A 20234-nucleotide genomic window follows, 5' to 3' on the forward strand; every position below is an offset into this window, starting at 1 on the left:
TCCAGGCCTTCCAGAATGGGGCCTGCGGCCCGACAGGTAAAGAAGGAGCGGCTCAGTCCCCCCCGATCGCACCCACCATGCAGCGCCGGCAGAAGTCCAGGAAGTCCTCCAGATCCGCGATGTCGAGGTTCACTGTGGCGGGGATCACATTCGGGATGATGACCCGCTTCCGGAGCTCGCCGGTGGCCTCCAGGGAGAACACGAACCAGGCCTGCCGGTCCTTTTCCGAGGACAGGGTGAGGCTCACGACCTTGGTCTCGAAGAACAGGTCCGGCGCCCCGCCGCCCTCCGGCGTGCGCCAGGCCGGGATGTGGCCCCGCTGGACGAACTCCGCCTTCAGCTGGGCCAGGGTGTGCTGGACCGTGAACTGGACCTCGACCTGGACATCCATGGACCCCTCCTGCCCCCTCTCTTCGGCCGGATCCCGCCCAACCCAAGCCTGGGCATCCAAACCCTTCCGAAAGCAGCCTGGGCGTGGAAAAATCAAGGGTTCAGGGGGCGGGCATGCCGACGGCATTGATCTCGGTGTACGACAAGGTGGGGCTCATCCCCCTCGCGGAGGGCCTGCTGGCCCAGGGCTGGCGCCTCCTGGCCACCGGCGGGACCCTGCGCACCCTGCAGGAGGCGAAGCTCGAGGCCCTCGAAGTGGCGGCCTACACGGGCGCCCCGGAGTGCTTCGACGGCCGCGTGAAGACCCTCCACCCCCGCATCCACGGGGGCCTGCTCTACCGCCGGGATCTGGCCGACCATGTGGCCGACGCCAAGTCCCAGGGCATCGACCCCATCGACCTGGTCGTGATCAACCTCTATCCCTTCGAGGCCACCATCGCCCGGGAGGGCGTCACGCCCGCCGAGGCCATCGAGCAGATCGACATCGGCGGTCCCAGCATGATCCGCAGCGCCTCGAAGAACCATGCCTCGGTCACGGTGCTGACCGATCCGGCCCAGTACGGCCCCTTCCTCGACAAGCTCAAGGCCGGCACCTGGAACCTCGAGGACCGGCGCCGCTGCGCCCTGGAGGCCTTCCGCCGCACGGCGGCCTACGACACGGCCATTTCGGGATGGATGGAGCGGGAACTGACCCAGGGCCAGTCCACGGATCTCCCCCATCACCTCTGCCTGAACCTGGTCCAGAAGCAGGGCCTGCGCTACGGCGAGAACCCCCACCAGCCCGCGGCCTTCTATGTGGAGCCCGGCCGCAAGGCGGAGGGCATGGCCGCCTGCCAGCAGCACCAGGGGAAGGAGTTGAGCTTCAACAACCTGCTGGATGCCGATGCCTGCGCCCGCCTGGTCTGGCAGTTCCCCGCGCCCGCCTGCGTCATCGTCAAGCACAACAACCCCTGCGGCGTGGGTCAGGGCCCACACGCGCTGGAGGCCTTCATGCGCGCCCAGGCCGGCGACCCCGTCAGCGCCTTCGGGGGCATCGTGGCCTTCAACCGGCCCGTGGGCATCGAGGTGGCCCATGTCATGGCCCAGAACTTCTGGGAAGTCATCCTGGCCCCCTCCTTCACCGGGGAGGCCCTGGAGGTCTTCGCCGCCAAGAAGCAGCTGCGCATCCTCCAGACGCCGGACCACTGGCCCCAGAGCGCCGAAGGCCTGGACACCCGCTCCATCGGCGGCGGCTACCTGGTGCAGCGGGCCGATCAGGCCTTCGTGCCCTTCGAGGACTGGGAGGTGAAAGCCAGCGGCCGCGGCGCCAAGCCCCGGGCCGAGGACCTGATGCTGGCCCAGCGGGTGGCCAAGGCCGTGAAGTCCAACGCCATCGTGCTGGTGAAGGACGGCGCCACCGTGGGTATCGGCGCGGGCCAGATGAGCCGCGTGGATTCCGTGGAGATCGCCTGCCGCAAGGCCGGAGACCGCGCCCGCGGCGCCGTGCTGGGCAGCGATGCCTTCTTCCCCTTCGCGGATGGCCTTGAAGTCGCCGCCGGCCATGGCGTCACCGCCTTCGTGGAACCCGGCGGCAGCCTCCGCGACAGCGAGGTCATCGCCGCCGCCCAGAAGCTCGGCGTCTGGCTCTTCTTCACCGGGATGAGACACTTCCGACATTAGAATTGATTCACCACCAAGGCCCCAAGACACCAAGAACCACTTGGCTTTTCTCTTCTTGGTGTCCTGGTGCCTTGGTGGTCCGCTTTTCTAGCAGGTACGCAAAATGAAAACTTCTGAACTCCGTCAGCGATTCCTGCAGTATTTCGAGCGCCAGGGCCACCGCCGGGTGGCCTCCAGCGCCGTCATTGGCCCCGCGGACGACCCCACGGTGATGTGGACGAACTCCGGCATGATCCAGTTCAAGGATGTGTTCCTGGGCAAGGAGAAGCGCGACTACAGCCGCGCCACCACCAGCCAGAAGTGCCTGCGCGCCGGCGGCAAGCACAACGATCTGGATCAGGTGGGGTTCACGGCCCGCCACCACACCTTCTTCGAGATGCTGGGCAACTTCAGCTTCGGCGACTACTTCAAGGCCGATGCCATCCGCTTCGCCTGGGAGTTCGTCACGGGCCCCGTGGACCAGGGCTGCCTGAACCTGGACCCGGACAAGCTCTGGATCACCGTATTCGAGGGCGCCGAGGGCGTGCCCGCCGACACGGAGGCCGAAGAGATGTGGAAGGCCGCCGGTGCGCGCCCGGACCGCATCATGCGCTTCGGCAAGAAGGACAACTTCTGGCAGATGGGCGATACCGGCCCCTGCGGTCCGTGCTCCGAGATGCACTTCGACCGGGGCGCCCACATTCCCGGCGACGCCACGCCCAACGGCGAGGGCGACCGGGTCATGGAGATCTGGAACCTCGTGTTCATGCAGTACGAGCGCGATGCCCAGGGCGTCCTGTCGCCGCTGCCCAAGCCCAGCATCGACACCGGCATGGGCCTGGAGCGCACCGCCAGCATCCTCCAGGGCGTGGACACCAACTACGAGATCGACCTGTTCTCGCCCATCTTCGAGGCCATCTGGAAGGCCGCGAAGGTGAACCCCGAGGACCGCCTGGAGCATGCGAACCGCACCGCCTCCCAGGTGGTCGCCGACCACATCCGCGCCGCAACCTTCATGTGCTTCGACGGCGTCGTCCCCAGCAACGAGGGCCGCGGCTATGTGCTGCGCAAGATCATCCGCCGGGCCCTGCGCTTCGGGCGAAAGCTCGGCATCGAGGGCCTCTTCTTCGCGGACCTGGCTCCGGCGGTCTACGAGGCCATGGGCGACCAGTACCCGGAGCTGCTGGGTGAGCTGGGCCGCATCCAGAAGTCGCTCCACCGCGAGGAGCAGCAGTTCAGCCAGACCCTGTCCACGGGCCTGAAGATCCTCGAATCCAGCGATGTGTCGAGTGGCACCCTGGCCGGTTCCGACATCTTCCGCCTCTACGACACCTACGGCTTCCCCGTGGATCTCGTGGAGGACTGGTGCCGGGAGCGCGGCATCACCGCCGACCTGACCGGCTTCCAGCAGGAACTGGGCGCCCAGCGCACCCGGGCCCGTGCCGCCATGAAGGCCCACGACCTCCGGCTGGCCGGGGACCTGGCCGTGCTGGCGGAGCTTCCGCCCACGCGCTTCACCGGCTACGACCACCTCGAAAGCCAGGCCCATGTGGTAGCCCTCTTCGACGCCGGCCACCGCCGGGTCAAGCAGCTCACCGGCGAGGGCTTCGTCCTCCTGGACCGCACGCCCTTCTATGCCCAGTCCGGCGGCCAGGTGGGCGACACGGGCCAGCTCCGCTTCGAGGGCGGCCACGCGGAGGTGCTGGATTGCACGGCCCCCGCCCAGAAGCGGCACCTCCACAAGGTCGTCGTCACGGGCGCGCTGCTCGAGAACACCGCGGTCAACGCCCTGGTGCACCCCATCCGGCGGCGCCGCGTCCGGGCCCACCACACGGCCACCCACCTGCTGCATGCCGCCCTGCGCGAAGTGCTCGGCACCCATGTGAAGCAGGCCGGCAGCGTGGTGGATGAACACCGGCTGCGCTTCGACTTCACCCACTTCGCCCCCCTGGAGCCGGAGCAGATCGCGGAGATCGAGCGCCTCGCCTCCCGCCAGGCCCTGAAGTCCGTGCCCACCCGCGTGAACGAGATGGACATCGAGGAGGCCCTGGCCTCCGGCGCCATGGCCCTCTTCGGCGAGAAGTACGGGGAAGTGGTCCGCGTGGTGCAGGTCCCTGGGTTTTCCACCGAGCTCTGCGGCGGCACCCATGTGGCGAACACCGGCGAAATCGGCGTGGTGAAGATCCTGTCCGAAGGCGCGGTCGCGGCCGGCGTGCGCCGCATCGAGGCCGTGGCCGGGGAGATGGCCCTGGAGCTGCTCCAGGCGGACGAGGCCATGATCCAGGGCCTGTCCCGGCAGGCCAATGCGGCCCGGGAGGTCCTGCCCGAGCTGCTGTCCGCCAAGGACCACCGCATCGCCCAGCTGGAGCGCGACCTCAAGGAGGCCAAACTGAAGGCCGCCAGCGGCGGCAGCGGGGCCGAGCAGGTCGAGCAGATCAAGGGCGTCACCCTCGTCACGGCCTCCGTGGAGGGCCTGGAAGGCAACGCCCTGCGGGAGCTCATGGACCAGGTCCGCACCCGGCACGCCCATGCCGTCATCGTGCTGGCCTCCAAGGTTGCCGAAGACAAGGTGGCGGCCCTGGTCTCGGTCTCCCCGGGCCTTTCCTACGATGCGGGCGCCCTCTTCAAGGTCATGCTCCCGGCCCTGAACGGCCGGGGCGGCGGCAAGAAGGATCTGGCCCAGGGGGGCGGCACGCAACCCGCCGGCCTACCCGAGGCTTTTGCCGCCCTGCGCGCGGCCCTGTAGAACCGTACCAAGATCAGATTTCCGCCCGGCTCGGCCGATGAGAAGCCAGTGAACCGCCTCGAGGGGCCTCGCCCCCTGCTTCCCATTCGCCGCCTGCTGCTGACGGATCTGCTGATCCTCATGGCCGGCGTCTCGGCGCTTCTCCTCGGGCTGTCCTGGTGGAGCCAGCAGCAGGCTCTGGAGCGCCAGGCCCGGGCCCGGGCCGAAACCGCGCTGGTCCAGCTCGAGGAAGCCGTCAGGAACGACCTCCAGGCCTCCCAGTCCCTGGGGCTCGTGATCCGCGAGTGGTGGCTCCAGGGCGTGCTCGACCCGACCCGCCCGGCGGAGGCCGCCCGCCTGATCACGCCCCTGCTGGCTGCCCAGCACGGAATCACCAGCGTCAACCTGGCGCGGACCGATGGCCACTCCCTGCTCCTCCTCCGCGTCGGCGGGGCCTGGTCCTTCCGCGAGCTGGACCACGCGGGGACGGAGGCCCGGATCCGCTGGCACCGCCTGGACTCCGTCGGGCAGCTGCAGTCCGAGCCCTGGACGCCCATGGCCTACGATCCCCGGTCCCGCCCCTGGTACCAGGCGGGGGCCCTGGCCGACGCGCCGATCTGGACGGATCCCTACGCCTTCTACACCACCCAGGACCCCGGCATCACCTATGCGCTGCCCGTCCGGGACGCGGCGGGCCTACGGGGTGTGGCCGCGCTGGATTTCCTGCTGGACGATCTCACCCAGCGGGTCTGGGCGGCCCAACCCACCTCCGGAAGCCGCTGCCTGATCGTGGATCCCCAGGGGCAGGCCCTGATCCTTCCCCGAGAACCCGCTTTTGAGGCCAAGGAAAGCCGCCGCCAGGCCTTCCTCAAGCCCCTGGCCACGCTCCTCCCCGCGTCCCATGCGGTGTTGGCCCTGCCCGCCTCCGGGACCGAGGGGGCTCACCTGTTCTCATCCGAGGGACGCCCGACCATGGGCCTGCTCCGGCCCTTCGAGGGGCTCCCCGGCATCCATTGGCAGCTCATGCTGACCGTGCCCATCGAAGACCTGCTCGGACCGGCCCACTTCCGGGTGCTGAGCATGCTGGGGCTGGCCCTCCTGGGCCTGGGCCTGGCGGCTTGGCGCATCGAGCGCATCGCCCGGCGGGTGGTGGAGCCCATCACGGAGCTCAGCGCCCTGGCCGAGGTCCTGGGGCAGGGTCAGATGCCCCCGCCCACCACCTCCCATATCCAGGAGATCCAGAGCCTGGACCGAGCCCTCCGCCAGGCCAGCGAGAGCCTGGCCGATCAGGCCCGCTTGCAGCGGCAGCTGGAGCACAGCCAGCGCATGGAGACCGTGGGCACCCTCGCGGGGGGCATCGCCCACGATGTGAACAACCAGCTCGCGGCAATCCTGGGCCAGCTGCACCTCAGCCGGGAACTGCTTCCCGAGGGCCACCCCGTCCTGAACCGGATCCTCCGGGCCGAGGAAGCCACCAAGCGCTGCGCTCAGACCACCAAGGCCCTGCTCTCCTTCAGCCACCAGTCCCGGCCGGAGCTCCGCCCCCTGGATCTGAACGCGCTCGTCAGCGAGACGGCCAGCATCCTCGACCGCCTGCTGGGCGGACGCATCCGCCTCCAGCTCGCCCTCGAGCCGGAACTGCCTCCGGTCTCCGGCGATGCCGTCCAGCTGGAACAGGTCCTCATGAACCTGGCCGTGAACGCGCGCGACGCCATGCCCACGGGCGGAAGCCTCGGCCTGCGCACCTTCCTGGACGAAGCGGGCCAGGTCGGCCTGGAAGTCCGGGACTCGGGCACCGGCATCCCCGAAGAGCTCCTCCCGCACATCTTCGAGCCCTTCGTCACCACCAAGGACCTGGGCAAGGGCACGGGGCTGGGGCTGGCCATGGTCTTCGGCATCGTGAAGGCCCATCACGGGCAGGTTCGCGCCGAGAATGCGCCCACCGGGGGCGCCTGCTTCCGGGTCACCCTCCCCCAGGCCCGCATGAAGGGGCCGCACGAGCTCTCCTCCAGCCCCTCCAACCCCTCCGTGCCCCGCAACAGCCTGGTGGGCTGCCGGATCCTGGTGGTGGAGGACGAGGTCCTGCTGCGCGACATGCTGGCGGACGCCCTGACCCTGGCCCGGGCCCAGGTCACGGCCGCGCCCGATGGCGGCGTCGCCTGGCGGGCCTGGCAGGCGGGCACCTTCGATCTGGTGCTGAGCGATCACCGCATGCCGGACTGCACCGGTCTGGAGCTGCTGGAACGGATCCGAGCCACGGGTTCGGCCGTGCCCTTCATCCTCATCAGCGGTCAGGGACTGGAAGGCATGGAAGCGGCCCTGGCCAAGGTCCCCCGGGTCCGCCTCCTGCCCAAGCCCTTCGAGCTGCCCCGGCTCACGGCCCTCATGGCCGAGATGCTCGCGGAGCAGCCCGTCGAGCCGCCCAACATCCCCATCAGCGTTTTCCCGGACCCCCAGCACTACCTGCCGTGAGCGCCTGGGCGGCCTCCCCCTTCTTCTCGTGGCAGCCAAGGCAGACCGCGAGATGGGAATCGGGGCTCCGCCAGTAGACGCTGTCCTGGTTCTCCATGTCCTTGCGCAGCGCCTCGGGCACCCGGGGCCAGTAGAACGCGAAGGCCGTGCTGCCATCGGCCTTCGTCTCCTTCATGTAGAGGGGGCCCGGCTCATGGCTGGGCTTGCCCTTCTCGTCTTCAAAGGTCGACATCACGGCATAGGCGCCCGGGGGCAGGGGCTTGCCCGCCTGGTAGGCGTCGGCGCCGGAGGCCGTGACCCAGATGCGCCGCCAGCGATTCCCATGGGCCTTGCTCCGCACCGGCTCCGGAGTGATGGGCTCGAGGCTCGCGTAATCCAGGGCCCGGATGGGCAGGTCGGCCTCGGCGTCCGCATGCTTGGCGGCATCGGCCTCGGCCGCGGCCCGGTTGGTCTCCTCGCTTCCGAAGACCATGACGCCCCCCAGCTTGCCGCTGAGTCCCCAGCAGGCCAGCCACAGGACGCCCACCAGGAGGGGGGCCGCGCCCACGCCGCGTTCCCAGAAGCGGCGGCCGCCGTGCCTCCGGTGGGCGGCGCCGTCGTGGGCCTCCACCTGCCGCCAGGACCGCCAGAGGAGCCAGACGCAGAAGCCGCCGATGAGGAAGCCGCTGAGGGCCGCCATCTCATGGACCTGGAGGATGCGCTGCAGCACCTGCTTCTCGGTGGCCACGAGCGGGAAGAAGCCCTTGGGGGGGATGAGGGCGATCTGGCGGCCCCAGATCAGGCCGCTGAACAGGGCCGCCGTGCTGCCCAGCCAACCCACGAGGGCGAGGAAAAACGAGGTGCCCGTCCACAGGCGGACATGCTTGGGATGAAACGAGGCCAGCATCGCCAGGGGCAGCACCGCCACCAGCCCGAGGGGGATGTGGACGAAGGCCGGATGCTCGCGGGCGACGAATTCCAGAAGGGGTGAAGCGGACATGAATCGCTGACCTCAGAAGACGCGGGTGACATTGAAGCCGATGGACCACTGGGACGAGGGCCGGGGGCCGCCGCCGTAGTCCCCGCTCAGGACCTGGTTCGCCGTGGTGCCGGGGACATTGGTGCCCACCAGGGTGAAGCGGTGCTTGAAGGTTTTGTAGGAGACGCCGGCGGCGAAGCCCCGCTGGTAGGTGGTGCCGTCGGTGATGCCGCCGGGCGCGGCCTTGGAGAACTTGGACGGCCGGGGGTAGTACTCGCTCACGAAGGAGAACTTCTCCGTGAAGCTGATGCGCAGGCCCAGGCCCACATTGAACACCCCGCCGGTGTTGGGCGTGGTGTTGGGCGTGGCCCCAGGCGGCACCGCCAGGACCGTGTCGGTGGTGGTGGTCTTCGTGATGTAGGCCGGCACGATCGAGAAGATGATGTCGTCCGTGATGAAGATCTCCGTGGGCACCTGGAGGACGGCCCCGGAGACGCCCACTCGGCCGATGGGCGTCACGGTCTCCTTCACCACCTCGTCGAAGCGCTCGGCCCGGACGGCCATGCGGATGCGTTCACGATCCAGCACCTGCTGCTGCAGGCCGAAGGTGAAGGTCTTGTTGTCGGCCGTACGGTAGATGAAGGCGTTCAGCCCCGGGATCGGCTTGATGCCGAAGGCGAAGCCAAGTCCCGCGTAGGTGTAGCCATCCAGACCGTAGACATCCTTCCCGTGATCCTTCACGGGCTGGATGAACCGGTGGGTGAAGGCGACGCCGATGTCCCAGTACTGCATCCGCTCCGCCGAAGGCAGGTTCACCACCAGCGGGTACTCGGAGGACTCGGCGTGGAGCGCTCCCCCGGCCAGGAGGGAGCAGGCGAGCAGGGGAGCGATCTTTCGTGTCATCGGATCTCCAGGATCAGCGCTTGGCGGCGAACTTGCGGACGATCTCCGTGATCATCTTCTGGGCGTCGGCCTCCGACATCTTGTCCTTGAAGGCCGGCATCTTGTCCTTGCCCTCGAGGGTGACCTTCACCCAATCGCTGTCCTTCTTCTTGTTGGCCTTGCGGCTGTCGGTGAAGTCGAAGCCCGCATCGGGCAGGGGCTTGCCGCTGTTGTCGCGGCCGTTGCCGTTCACGCCGTGGCAGCGGGCGCAGGCATCCGTCCAGTACTTCTGGAGATCGCCACCCTGGAACTTCGGCAGGTCCTTGGCCGGATCGCCGGCGGACAGGGTCGCTCCGGCAAGCAGCAGAGCGGTGAGGATGGTGCGTCGCATGGGACCTCCTAGGGGGTGGTGGAAAAGGCGAGGGGTGGATCAGTTCCAGGTGTTGCCCGCCGTGGTGTGCGACTGCCCGTGGCAGGTGAGGGCGCAGCCGCCGCGGCCCTGCGTGGCCGAGGTGACGGTGTAGGTGAGCGCACCCGTGGCCGGGGTGGCGCCGCCGCCGAACTTCACGGTGTCGCTGGGGTACTGATCGGAAGGCGTACCGCTGACGCCGCTGACGGCCGTGGTGTCGAGGTACTTGAAGTGGTTCAGGGCCCCGGGCGTGGCCTGCGTCATGACATGGCAGTAGTCGCAGGTCTGGTTGTGCTGGCTCGGATTGTTGTGGCGGCCCGTGGCGTCGTTGAACTGCGTGGCCGTGGAAGCCACCTTGTGGCAGGCGATGCAGTAGGTGGTGGCGTTCACGGTCAGGGTGCCGGTCTGCCATCCGGGCGTGGTCTGGCCGCCGTGGCAGCTCACATTGGAGCAGGTGAAGGCCGAGGCGCTGGCGGTGGTGCCGGCGGTTCCGCTCTTCGCATTGAACGCCGGATCGATCGCCACTGAGGCGGGGCCGGCCGTGATCGGCGAAGCCAGGCGCTTGTTGGCATTGCTGTAGTGCGTCTGGGCCGGATCCCCGGGCACGGAGCCCGCGTGGCAGGCGGCGCAATCCGGGTAGGCCGAGGCCGTCATCGACGCGGGCAGGGCCGGCGAGGTGCGGGTGAAGGTGAGCAGGGACAGGTGCTTGGGGTGGGAGCCCTGCAGGTTCGGCCAGGCGGTGCCGGTGGGGCCCTGGGTAGTGAAGCTGGCGCCCACATGGCAGGAGAGGCAGGTTCCCGCCGTCATGCCCGCGGCCACGGGGGAACCGAGGGTGTGGCAAACCGTGCACACGGGCCCGCTCTTGGTGGTGGTCCCGCTCTGATCGTGGCAGTTGATGCACTCGCCGTTGAACTGGGCGAGCGTCAGGGTCTGGTGGTGGTTGCCCGCGCTGCTCACATCCGTACTCAGGAAGGGCACGGGGTGTGCGATCCCGGAGCCCTTGGGGGCGTTCCAGTGGTTGTTGACCGCGTCGTGGATCTGGTTGTGGCAGGTGAGGGCGCAGCCGCCGTCCCCTTCGGGAGTCGTGGCGCTGATCGTGTAGGTCGCGGCCCCGGTGATGGGGTAGGTGGTGTTGGTGAGCTTGAACTTGACGGTGCCGCTGGGCAGCTTGTTCGTGCTGCTGACGGCGGGGGTGTTGAGTTCGGCGAAGTGGTTGACCGCCCCGCCGCTGGTGTTGGCGGAGGTCATGTCATGGCAGAGGGTGCAGTCCAGGGTGGCGGCGCTGGCGTGCGTGCCCCAGGCATGGCGCCCGACGGCGTCGTTGAACTGCGAGGTCGCGGTGCCGCCGTTGATTGCGTGGCAGAGCGAGCACTGAGAGGTGGAGGCGATGGTGCCGGTGCGCCAGTTGGGCGTCACCTGACCGCCGTGACAGCTCGAGGCAGAGCAGGTGAGCGCGGTGGGATTGAAGGCGGCCGATCCGCCGCTCTGCGCGTTGAAGGTGGCATCCATGCTCACCGGGGCCGGCCCCGCCGGGGTCGTGACGCGGGCGTTGGCGTTGTTGTAGTGGGTCGTCGTCCCCGCCCCGCTGCCGGCGTGGCAGGTGTCGCACTTCAGCACGGTGGGCAGCCCCATGTGCTTGGCGTGGGCGCCAGCGATGTTGGGGAAGGCGGTGCCGGTGGGACCGGCCGGAATCCCGGAGGGGCCCACATGGCAGGACAGGCAGGTGCCCGTCCCGGTGGCGGCCACGGTGGGATCGGCCAGGGTATGGCAGGTGGCGCAGAGGGGGCTGCCCGCCACGGGCGAGGTGCCGGACACGGCGTGGCAGGTGCCGCAATCCGCCGCGAAGGTGGCCTGGGTGGCCGTCAGATGGCCATTGTTCTGCGTATCGACCTGGTTGCCCAGGAAGGGCACGGGGTGGGGTGCCCCGCTGGCGGTCCAGGTGTCGAACGACACCGTGTGGATGTGGCTGTGGCAGGTGAGGGCGCAGCCGCCATTGCCCTGGGTGGCGCTCGTGACGGTGTAGGTCCCGGGGGCTGTGACGATGGCGGGGTCGAAAACGATGGTGCCGCTGGGCAGCTGATCCGCCGGAGTCCCGGTGGAGAGACCGTCCACGGCCCCCGTGTTGAGATACTTGAAGTGGGCCAGGGCTCCGGGCGAACCGTTCCCCATGTTGTGGCAGGTGGTGCAGGCGATGGCGTTGGCAGGCACCGTGGCGTTGTGGGTGCCGATGCTGTGGCGACCGAAGGCGTCATTGAACTGGGTCGCCGTCCCGGCGCTGGTGGCCACCGCATGGCAGGCCGTGCACTGGGTGGCGGAATTGAGGGTGCCGTTCTGCCAGCCCGGCGTGACCTGGCCGCCGTGGCAGCTCACATTGGAGCAGGTGAGGGCCGATGGATTGAAGGACGGGTTGCCCCCGGTCTTGGCCATGAAGATCGGGTCCATCGAGACGCTGGCGGGGCTCGCCGGCGCGCCGATGCGCGCGTTGGCATTCGTGTAGTGGGTGGTGGTTCCCGTCCCGCTGCCCGCATGGCAGGTGTCGCAGCTCAGCGCGGTGGCCAGGGCCATGTGCTTGGCGTGCGCCCCGGCGATGCTGGGGAAGCCCGTGCCGCCGGGTCCCTTGGGCAGGCCCGCCGTGCCGGCGTGGCAGGAGAGGCAGGTTCCGGCGTTGGTGCCGGCCGCGGTGGGGTCCGCCAGCTGGTGGCAGGCATTGCAGAGCGGCGCGGAGGCCGTGGGCGAAGTTCCCGAATAGGCATGGCAGCTGGCGCAGTCCGCGGCGAAGGCCGCCGCCGTGACGGTCATGTGTCCGTTCAGCTGGGAGTCGGTCTGACCCACCAGGAACGGAACGGGGTGCGGCGCGGCGTTGGCGCCGTGGCAGAGGGTCGCGTTGTAGCAGCCGGGCTGGGTGCCTGCGGGTGCGGGCGTGGCGGGATGCCCGACGGGATTGCTGGGCGATCCGGCGAAATGGCACTGCGCGCAGACGGCGGCATTGGACGGATCGGTGGTGATGTGGGTGAAGACGGTGCCGCCCGTGGTGCGCCAGGGCTTCGGTGGATGCGGCGCGCTGACGCCGTGGCAGGTGACGCAGGCATTGGCGGAACCTCCGCCGGCGAACGCCTTCCCGTGGCAGATCTGGCAGGAGACGAGGCTTCCGCCCGTCACGGGGCTCGCGGCCATCTTGGCGCGCACCCCATGGACGGCCGGATCGGCCCACCCGGAAACGGTCTGGTGGTGGCAGCCCGTGGTCATGCAGGTGGGCACCCCGCTGCCGACCTTGAGCACAGAGATCTCATGGCACTTGGTGCAGGCATCCACTCCCGCCACGGCCTGCCCGGCGTGGTTGCCGATCCAGCCGGCCGGGTGGTAGTTCCCGTAGTACTGGGTGACCCCGGCGGCCCCCTTGCCGCTCCCGCATCCCACCAGGACCAGGAGCGCGGCGAAGGCCAGGCCACCCAGAAGTCCCATCGTCCGGTTCCAATTCCAAGTCCTGTTCATGGCGACACCCAGGGAATGCGACTCGTGGTGGAGGAAGCTGGCGGCGGAACGCAGGAGGGGATGGAGGACCCAAATATATGCCATCGATTTGCAACAGGAAGATCGGGGCAAAGGGAATCCTCGGGAAACGCGCAAAGATTTCGGTCGGGACCTCAGGACCGCGGGGTGGATTGAATCACTATCTCTCCACGGCTTCCCGGCGCCCATATCCCGATTGGAACCTTACGCTTAGACCGAATGATCTATCGCCTTCTCCGTTGATCCGGCTGGCCCGATGGCCTAATCTTCAGCTTCCATGTGCCCGCAGATTGCAGGAAACCGACCTTCCCCTCGGGGGGCCTTGCGGCGTCTTGTCATCGCCCTGCCATGCCTCTGGGCCAGCGTCACGGGTTTCGCCCTGGATCCCGCCCGCCCCCTCGCCACGCATGCCAGCCATATCTGGCGCAGCGAGGATGGGCTCCTCCAGGACACGGCCACCGCCCTCCTCGAGTCCCGGGACGGCTTCCTGTGGATCGGCACGGAAGCAGGGCTGGTCCGCTTCGATGGCGCCACCTTCGATCACTACTCCCGCCTCAATGTGCCCGGGTTCGCGCACAACGAGATCCACTGCCTGGCGGAGGGGCCCGGCGGCGGCCTCTGGATCGGCACCTCGGAGGCGGGGCTCTACCGGTTCCAGGACGGCGCGGTCCAGGCCTTCGGCGCCGCCGAGGGCCTGCCCGACCAGCCCATCCTGCGCCTGCTTCAGGACCGCAGCGGCACGCTCTGGGCGGCGCCCCAGGAGGGGCCCCTGCTCCGGTTCGACGGCGCCCGGTTCCGGGCCGTGCCCTCGGATGCGGCCCGGCTGGCCATCCGCGCCATCGTCGAGGACCCGAACGGGACGCTCTGGGTGGGCACCGCAGGGTCGGGCCTGTGGCGTCTCCAGGGGGGGCGACTGGTCCTGGCCGCGCTGGCCTCCACGGACATCACGGCCCTCGGCGCGGGCGTCGAAGGGGAGATCTGGGTGGGCACCCGCTCCCAGGGCCTGCTGACGCTCACCGAAGGCCGGCTTGAAGCGCCGGCCTGGGCGAAGGGCCTGCCTCCCCGGGCCATCAGCTCCCTGCTGGTGGACCGGCAGGGCAGCCTGTGGGTCGGGCTCGAACAGGCCGGCCTCTTCCGCCGGACGCCGGCCGGGTCCCTGGAGACCGCCACCGCGCCCGCCGGCTCCCGCTGGACGCCCCTCTCCCTGCTCGAGGACAGCTCCGGCGCCCTCTGGTCCGGCACCGAAGGCCGCGGCCTGCGCGTGCTCTACCCCGTGCCTTTCCAGACGCTCCCCGTGGTCGGGGCGGATCTCGAAGAGCCCGCCCTCATGGTCTGCCAGGATGCCCAGGGCACCGTCTGGTGCCTCACCGGGGATCAGTCCCTGGGGGAAGTCCGCCAGGGGCGCGTCCATCGCGTGGGCCCGGGAAACCCCGGGGGTCCCATCACCACCATCTGGCCCCGCCGGGCCGGGGGACTGTGGGTGGGCACCCGCAACGGCGAGCTGTACGAGCGGCACGAAGGCCAGTTCCGGCGGGTCCGCCGACCGGAGGGCCCCTCGTCGGATGCCATCGTGTCGCTGTACGAGGATCCCCAGAACATCCTGTGGGTCGCCACCTCCCGCCAGGGCCTGCTCAAGCTCGCGCCAGGCGCCGCCCCTGTGATGTTCCCGGCCGTCCAGGGCGCCCTCGCCATGACGGGGGGCGGATCGGCCCCCTTGTACCTGGCGAGCCGCACGCAGGGGCTGGGCATTCTCGAATCCAGCACGGTGCGCTGGCTGGGCCGTGCGGAAGGACTGGGCTCAAGCGGGGCCCTGTCCCTGCACCTGGACGCCGAGGGGTTCCTCTGGATCGGAACCCCGGAGGGCCTGCGGCGCTACCGGGACGGCGCCTTCCAGACTTTCGGGGAACGCCCCGGCCCCCTGCTCCTGGCCATCCACGGCATCCTGGAGGATGGCTCGCACCGGATGTGGCTGAGCACCGGGCAGGGCGTCTTCCGGATCCCGCGCGCGGCCCTGATCAAGAGCCTCAATGAAGCGGGCTCCATTCCGGCCGTGGTCTTCGACCACCACGACGGCATGCCCTCCCGGGAGACCCGCAACGGCCCGCAACCCGTGGCCTGGCTCACCCGCGAAGGCGATCTGTACTTCCCCACCAGCCGGGGGCTCGCGCGGCTGGACGGCCGGGCTTCCTCCCCGCCCCCGCCCAAGACCGGACCCGCGCTGCGCCTCCACATCCTGAAGGCCGAAAGCGACGAGACGGTCCTGCCCGACACCATCCCCATCCAGGTCCCCCCGGGCACCCACCGGTTCGAGGTGTACTACACCGCCACCTCCCTCACGCGGGCGGACAAAGTCCGCTTCCGCTACCGCCTCGAGGGCCTGGAGCACATCTGGAACGAGGTGGGCGACCGCCGGTTCTCCGCCTATTCCAATGTGCCGCCGGGATCGTACCGGTTCGTCCTCCAGGCCTGGCGGCTCGACGAGGACGGCCCTCCGCAGGAGCAGTCCGTCGAGGTCCGCATCCAGCCCTACCTGTACCAGCGACCGGTCTTCTGGGTGGTGTGCGCGCTGGGCGCGGGGGCGTTCGCCTGGTGGCTCCTCCGCCTGCGTCTCCAGCAGCTGGAGGCGAAGTCGGCCGTGCTGGGCGAGCGCAACCGCATGGCCCGTGAGATCCACGATCACCTGGCCCAGGGCTTCACCGGCGTGCTGCTGCAGATCGAGGCCGCCGAAGCCAAGCTGGCCCGGCTGCAGGGCGACCCTGAGCCCGTGCTGACCCGCCTCGACCATGCCCGCAAGCTGGCCGTGGCCAGCCTGCAGGAAGCCCGCCGGTCCGTCATGGCCCTCCGTCCCCACCGGCCCGAGGGCACGAGCCTCCTGGGCGCCCTGCGCGTGCTGTCCGACCGGCTGCTGGCCGGCACGGAGATCCAGGTGGAGTTGGCCCAGACCGGCGAACCCCGCCCCCTGGGGCGGCGGGTGGAGGAAGAGCTGCTCCGCATGGCCCAGGAGGCGCTCACGAATGCCCTGCGCCACGGCAAGGCCCGCTGGGTGCGGGTGGTGCTGCAGTACGAAGGACGCCAGGTCCGCCTCAACATCGAGGATGATGGGCAGGGCTTCGACCCATCCGCCGATGCGGCGGGCTACGGCATGCGCAGCATCCGGGAAAGCGTTCGCCAGCTGCGGGGGCGCATCGACATCGACAGCAGTCCGGGGCTCGGCACCCGCATCACCATCACCCTTCCCACCCAAAGGTGGCACCTATGACCGCGACCCCCATCACGCTGCTCATCGTGGATGACCACCCCGTCGTGCGCGATGGGCTCGTCGCCATCCTCCACCAGGGGGAACCCGATCTGGAAGTGGTCGGCGAGGCCGGGGACGGCCGCGAGGCCGTGACGGCCTGGCGCACCTTGAAGCCCACGGTCACCATCATGGACCTGCAGCTGCCGGGCCAGTCGGGCGTGGAGGCCATCATCGCCATCCGGCGCGAAGATCCCGAGGCCCGGGTACTGGTGCTCACCACCTTCGACGGGGATGCGGACATCCAGCGCGCCCTCGAGGCCGGGGCCCGGGGCTACCTGCTGAAGAGCGTCCGGCGCACCACCCTCATCGAGGCCGTGCGGGCCGTGGCGTCGGGACAGCGCTACCTGCCGCCCGCCACCGCCGCCCGGCTGGTGGAGGCCATGGAAGCCGAGCGCCTGACGCCGCGGGAGCTCGATGTGCTGCGCCTCCTGGCCCTGGGACAGCGGAACCGGGAAATCGCGGAGAACCTGGGGCTGGCCGAGCCCACCGTGAAGATCCATGTGAACAACCTGCTCCGCAAGCTCCAGGTGAAGGACCGCACCGAAGCCGCCGTGGTGGCCCTCCGGCGCGGCCTCATCCACCTGGAACCCTGAAGTCCCGGGCGGCCTATTTGCGGAAGGTGAAAAACACCGCGCCCACCAGGCAGAGCCCCGCCCAGAGGTGGTTGAGGTGCAGGCGCTCCCGCATCCACGCCACCGCGAACACCGCGAAGACGAGGAGGGTCACCACCTCCTGGATCACCTTCAGCTGAGGCAGGCTGAAACGGCCGTAACCCGCGCGGTTGGCGGGCACCATCAGGCAGTACTCGAAGAAGGCGATGCCCCAGCTCACCAGGATCGCCACCCAGAGCGGGCTGTCCCGGTGCTGCTTCAGGTGGCCGTACCACGCGAAGGTCATAAATATGTTGCTGAGGACGAGCAGCAAGACGGTCCGCATGGTCAGGCCTCCAGGGCGCCCTGGATCTTCGCCAACAGATCCTTCGGGCCGTAGGGCTTCTGGATGAACCCCTTGAGGCCCTTCCCCATGAAGCGGCTCATGGCCTCCACTTCGTTGTAGCCCGAGCTCAGGATCACGCGGAGGTCCGGCTGGAGGATGCGCATCTCTCGATAGGCCTCCTCGCCGCCCATGCGGGGCATGGTCATGTCCAGGAGCACCAGCCCGATGGCGGGGCCCTGCTCCCGCACCAGGTCCACGGCCATCCGGCCATCCTCGGCCTCCAGCACCTGGAATCCCCTCAGCTCGAGAGCCTCCCGGGCCACGGTCCGCACGGTCTCGTCGTCGTCCACCACCAGGATGAGCCCGGTCCCCTCCCAGGCGGCCTCGCGACCCGGGATGGCATGGATGTCCGCCATGGCGCTCTGGGCGGGAAACAGCACTTTGAAGGTCGTCCCCTGGCCCACTTCCGAGTACACCCGCAGGGCCCCCTTGTGGCCGCGGACGATGCCCATGATGGCGGAGAGGCCGAGGCCCCGTCCGGTGAACTTGGTCGTGAAGAAGGGCTCGAAGATGCGGCTCATGGTGTCGACATCCATGCCGCAGCCGGTGTCAGTGACCTCCAGATAGACATAGATGCCGGGCGGCACATCCTGGCCCACGAGCATGGTGCGGATTCCCGGCTCCTCCAGGCGCTGGGCCCCCGTGGCGAGGGTGATCGCGCCCGAGGTCTCGCCAATGGCCTCGGCGGCATTGATCACCAGATTCATGATCACCTGCTGGATCTGCGAGGCATCCGCCGACACCGCCGGCAGGCCCTTCTTCAGGTCCAGGTTGAGCACCACGGTCTTGGGGAGGCTCACCTCCAGGAGGTGCAGCATCTCCTCCACCTGGGTGGTGAGGTCCAGGTGGCGGACCACGAACTGGCCGCGGCCCGAGTAGGCCAGCATCTGGCGCGTCAGATCCGCGGCGCGCTGCCCCGCCTTCTGGATGGCCTCCAGGTTGCGGCGGATGGGATGGAGCGGGTTCAGCTGTTCCAGGGCCAGGCCGGCGTGGCCGAGCACCCCCATGAGCAGGTTGTTGAAGTCGTGGGCGATCCCGCCCGCCAGGACGCCCAGGCTCTCCATCTTCTGGGCCTGGAACAGCTGGCGCTCCAGCGCCACGCGCTCGGATTCCGCCCGCTTCTGCGCCGTGATGTCCCGCACGATGGCGTGCAGCAGGGGCCGATCCTCGGGGTCGAGGCGCGTGAGGTTCACCTGGCAGATGGCCTCCCGCCCGCCCTCGCACCGGAAGACCCACTCGAACTGCTCACAGGTGCCGCGCATGGCGGCTTCCATGTGGTGGCGGCCCAGGTCCTCGCTCGATCCCCCCTCGGGCTGCCACTCCGGGCAGAAGGCCAGCATCGGCTGTCCGAGCATCACCTCGCGCTCCAGCCCGAAGAGGCGGGAGGCCGCCGCATTGACATCCGCGATCTGCCCTCCGGAGAGCAGCACGATGGGATCGGGCGTCTGCTCGAACAGCATGCGGAAGCGGGTCTCCTGCGCCTCGAGCGCGCGCCGGGCGTGGAGCCGCTTCATCACCAGGCCGGCGGCCTCGGCCAGGCTCTTCAGGGCCTCGAAGCGCTCGTCGGATAACGAGACTTCGCCCTGCTCCCCGAACGAGCCGCCATGGAGGATGCCGACCACATCCCCTTCGTGGGCCAAGGGCAGGCCCACCACGGAGCGGAAGGGCCAGGCCGCCAGGTCGAACGACTCCGCCATCGTGTGGCACTGGGGGACATGGACCGCCTCCTGCTGAAGGTGGATGGCCTCCAGGAAGGCGTTGCCCGCCACCGGGACCGGCTGGCGGATGGCCTCGGGCGAGCCCAGGGCTTCCAGGCCCGGCGTCCAGTGTGTGGTGATGCTGCCCTTCGTCTCGGGATCGTAGCGGTTGAACCACCACTCCGGGAACGGCGCGAGCTTCGCCGCCCAGCGGAACAGGCGGGCGATGAGCGCCTCTTCGTCCACGGCCTCCGCCAGGTCCCGGACGGCCTGGGCCAGCCTCCTGGAAAGACGGGCGGCCTCCTCCAGGCGGTCTTCGCTTTCGAGGCGCTCCAGGGCCAGGGCGGCGATCCGCGCCAGGCTCTGAAGGACGGGGAACATGGTCTCGCGCGGCGTCGTCGGTGGCTCGCCCTGGAAGGTGGCCCCGAACAGCACTCCCGCGATGCGGCCCTCGAAGACCAGGGGCACGCCCAGGAGGCTCCGGAGGCCGTAGGTCGCCACGATGGCGGGCTGGATCATCGAAGGCGAGGTGGAGGCCTCTTCCACGAAGCACATGCGGCGGTGCTCGCAGACTTCCCGGGCGAAGCCAGAGTCCGCCAGCGGAAACTCGAGTCCTTCGAGGGAGGGCCCCAGCCGGGCGGCCAGCGAGGGTGACCAAGCCGCCAGGATGACCTTGGGGTGCCCGTCCCGGACCTCGATCCGCCCCAGAGACCAGTGCGGCCCCGTCAGGATCGCGGTGGCCTGGCCCAGGAGCACCCGGTAGGCCTCCTCCCGGGTCCGGACCAGGCTCAGGGCGTAGATGCCCTCGGCCAGGTGGCGCTGGAGCCCGGCGCTTTCCGCCAGCCTCGCGCCGATCAGCTGCTCTTCCGACTGGTCCCGCCCCCACACGAAGAGGTGCCCCCCCTCCTCCGTGGTGAGACCCACCACCGTCAGGCGCACCGGCAGCACGGTGCCGTCGAGGCGCAGCCAGGTGCCCAGCTCGGAACGATCCACCCGGGACTCGAAGGCCGTCTCGAACCAGGCCTGGGCGGGGCCCGAAGGCAGGTCGTGCCGAAGCCGCTCAAGCCCGATCTGCGGCAGATCCTCCTCGCCGGCTCCCAGCATGACGAGGGCCCGGGGATTCGCATGCAGGAGACGCCCCGCCCGGTCCAGGACCAGGAACCCCAGAGAGGCCCCCTGGAACAGGTGCCGGAGGGCCCGTTCAGCGACCGTGCTGAGACGACCGGACGCAGGGGGCTGGGAAGGAGATGCGTCCAAGG

The 20234-nt window shown here is 69.5% G+C and carries 12 protein-coding genes; 5 read left to right on the forward strand and 7 right to left on the reverse strand.

Features of this window, described 5'->3' with window-relative positions:
* Positions 1-52: 52 nt before the first annotated feature.
* A complete protein-coding gene (locus QUD34_RS14295; protein ID WP_286354373.1) occupies positions 53-391 on the reverse strand; it encodes a hypothetical protein in 339 nt (112 codons plus the stop codon).
* A 113-nt stretch (positions 392-504) separates the two neighbouring features.
* On the opposite strand from QUD34_RS14295, the gene purH reads away from it, so the two are divergent.
* The 3 genes from purH to QUD34_RS14310 all read left to right on the forward strand — a co-directional run bounded on the left by purH (position 505) and on the right by QUD34_RS14310 (position 7225).
* A complete protein-coding gene (gene purH / locus QUD34_RS14300; protein ID WP_286354374.1) occupies positions 505-2049 on the forward strand; it encodes a bifunctional phosphoribosylaminoimidazolecarboxamide formyltransferase/IMP cyclohydrolase in 1545 nt (514 codons plus the stop codon).
* Between the two features lie 103 nt (positions 2050-2152).
* The gene (gene alaS, locus QUD34_RS14305) at positions 2153-4774 is read left to right on the forward strand and encodes an alanine--tRNA ligase (RefSeq protein WP_286354375.1); all 2622 of its coding nucleotides are present in this window, start codon (positions 2153-2155) and stop codon (positions 4772-4774) included.
* A gap of 48 nt (positions 4775-4822) precedes the next feature.
* Positions 4823-7225 carry an ATP-binding protein gene (locus tag QUD34_RS14310; RefSeq protein WP_286354376.1) on the forward strand — a complete coding sequence of 801 codons (2403 nt, stop codon included), beginning with the start codon at positions 4823-4825 and terminating at the stop codon, positions 7223-7225.
* Here QUD34_RS14310 and QUD34_RS14315 read toward each other — a convergent pair.
* The 4 genes from QUD34_RS14315 to QUD34_RS14330 are packed head-to-tail and all read right to left on the reverse strand — an operon-like array spanning position 7188 to position 12936.
* Positions 7188-8204, reverse strand: coding sequence for a DUF2231 domain-containing protein (locus QUD34_RS14315; protein WP_286354377.1), 1017 nt, complete (start codon positions 8202-8204; stop codon positions 7188-7190). The two genes, QUD34_RS14310 and QUD34_RS14315, sit on opposite strands and share 38 nt — an antisense overlap.
* A 12-nt stretch (positions 8205-8216) precedes the next feature.
* A complete protein-coding gene (locus QUD34_RS14320; protein WP_286354378.1) occupies positions 8217-9086 on the reverse strand; it encodes a DUF5777 family beta-barrel protein in 870 nt (289 codons plus the stop codon).
* 13 nt (positions 9087-9099) lie between these two features.
* On the reverse strand, positions 9100-9456 hold the full coding sequence (locus tag QUD34_RS14325) for a c-type cytochrome (protein ID WP_286354379.1): 357 nt from the start codon (positions 9454-9456) through the stop codon (positions 9100-9102).
* 39 nt (positions 9457-9495) lie between these two features.
* Positions 9496-12936, reverse strand: coding sequence for a CxxxxCH/CxxCH domain c-type cytochrome (locus QUD34_RS14330; RefSeq protein ID WP_286354380.1), 3441 nt, complete (start codon positions 12934-12936; stop codon positions 9496-9498).
* A gap of 370 nt (positions 12937-13306) precedes the next feature.
* Between QUD34_RS14330 and QUD34_RS14335 the strand changes: the two genes are divergently transcribed.
* Positions 13307-16243, forward strand: a complete 2937-nt coding sequence (locus QUD34_RS14335; RefSeq protein WP_286354381.1) for a sensor histidine kinase — start codon at positions 13307-13309, stop codon at positions 16241-16243.
* Positions 16240-16875 (forward strand): response regulator, encoded by a 636-nt coding sequence (locus QUD34_RS14340; RefSeq protein WP_286354382.1) that lies wholly within the window; start codon positions 16240-16242, stop codon positions 16873-16875. Before QUD34_RS14335 ends, QUD34_RS14340 begins: the two co-directional genes overlap by 4 nt.
* A gap of 13 nt (positions 16876-16888) precedes the next feature.
* Here the strand turns inward: QUD34_RS14340 and QUD34_RS14345 are convergent, their stop codons facing one another.
* Together QUD34_RS14345 and QUD34_RS14350 are read right to left on the reverse strand one after the other, a co-directional pair.
* On the reverse strand, positions 16889-17218 hold the full coding sequence (locus QUD34_RS14345; protein ID WP_286354383.1) for a DMT family protein: 330 nt from the start codon (positions 17216-17218) through the stop codon (positions 16889-16891).
* A 2-nt stretch (positions 17219-17220) separates the two neighbouring features.
* The gene (locus QUD34_RS14350) at positions 17221-20232 is read right to left on the reverse strand and encodes a PAS domain S-box protein (protein WP_286354384.1); all 3012 of its coding nucleotides are present in this window, start codon (positions 20230-20232) and stop codon (positions 17221-17223) included.
* Between the last annotated feature and the right edge of the window lie 2 nt (positions 20233-20234).

The sequence above is a fragment of the Geothrix oryzae genome (assembly GCF_030295385.1).
Classification (GTDB): domain Bacteria; phylum Acidobacteriota; class Holophagae; order Holophagales; family Holophagaceae; genus Geothrix; species Geothrix oryzae.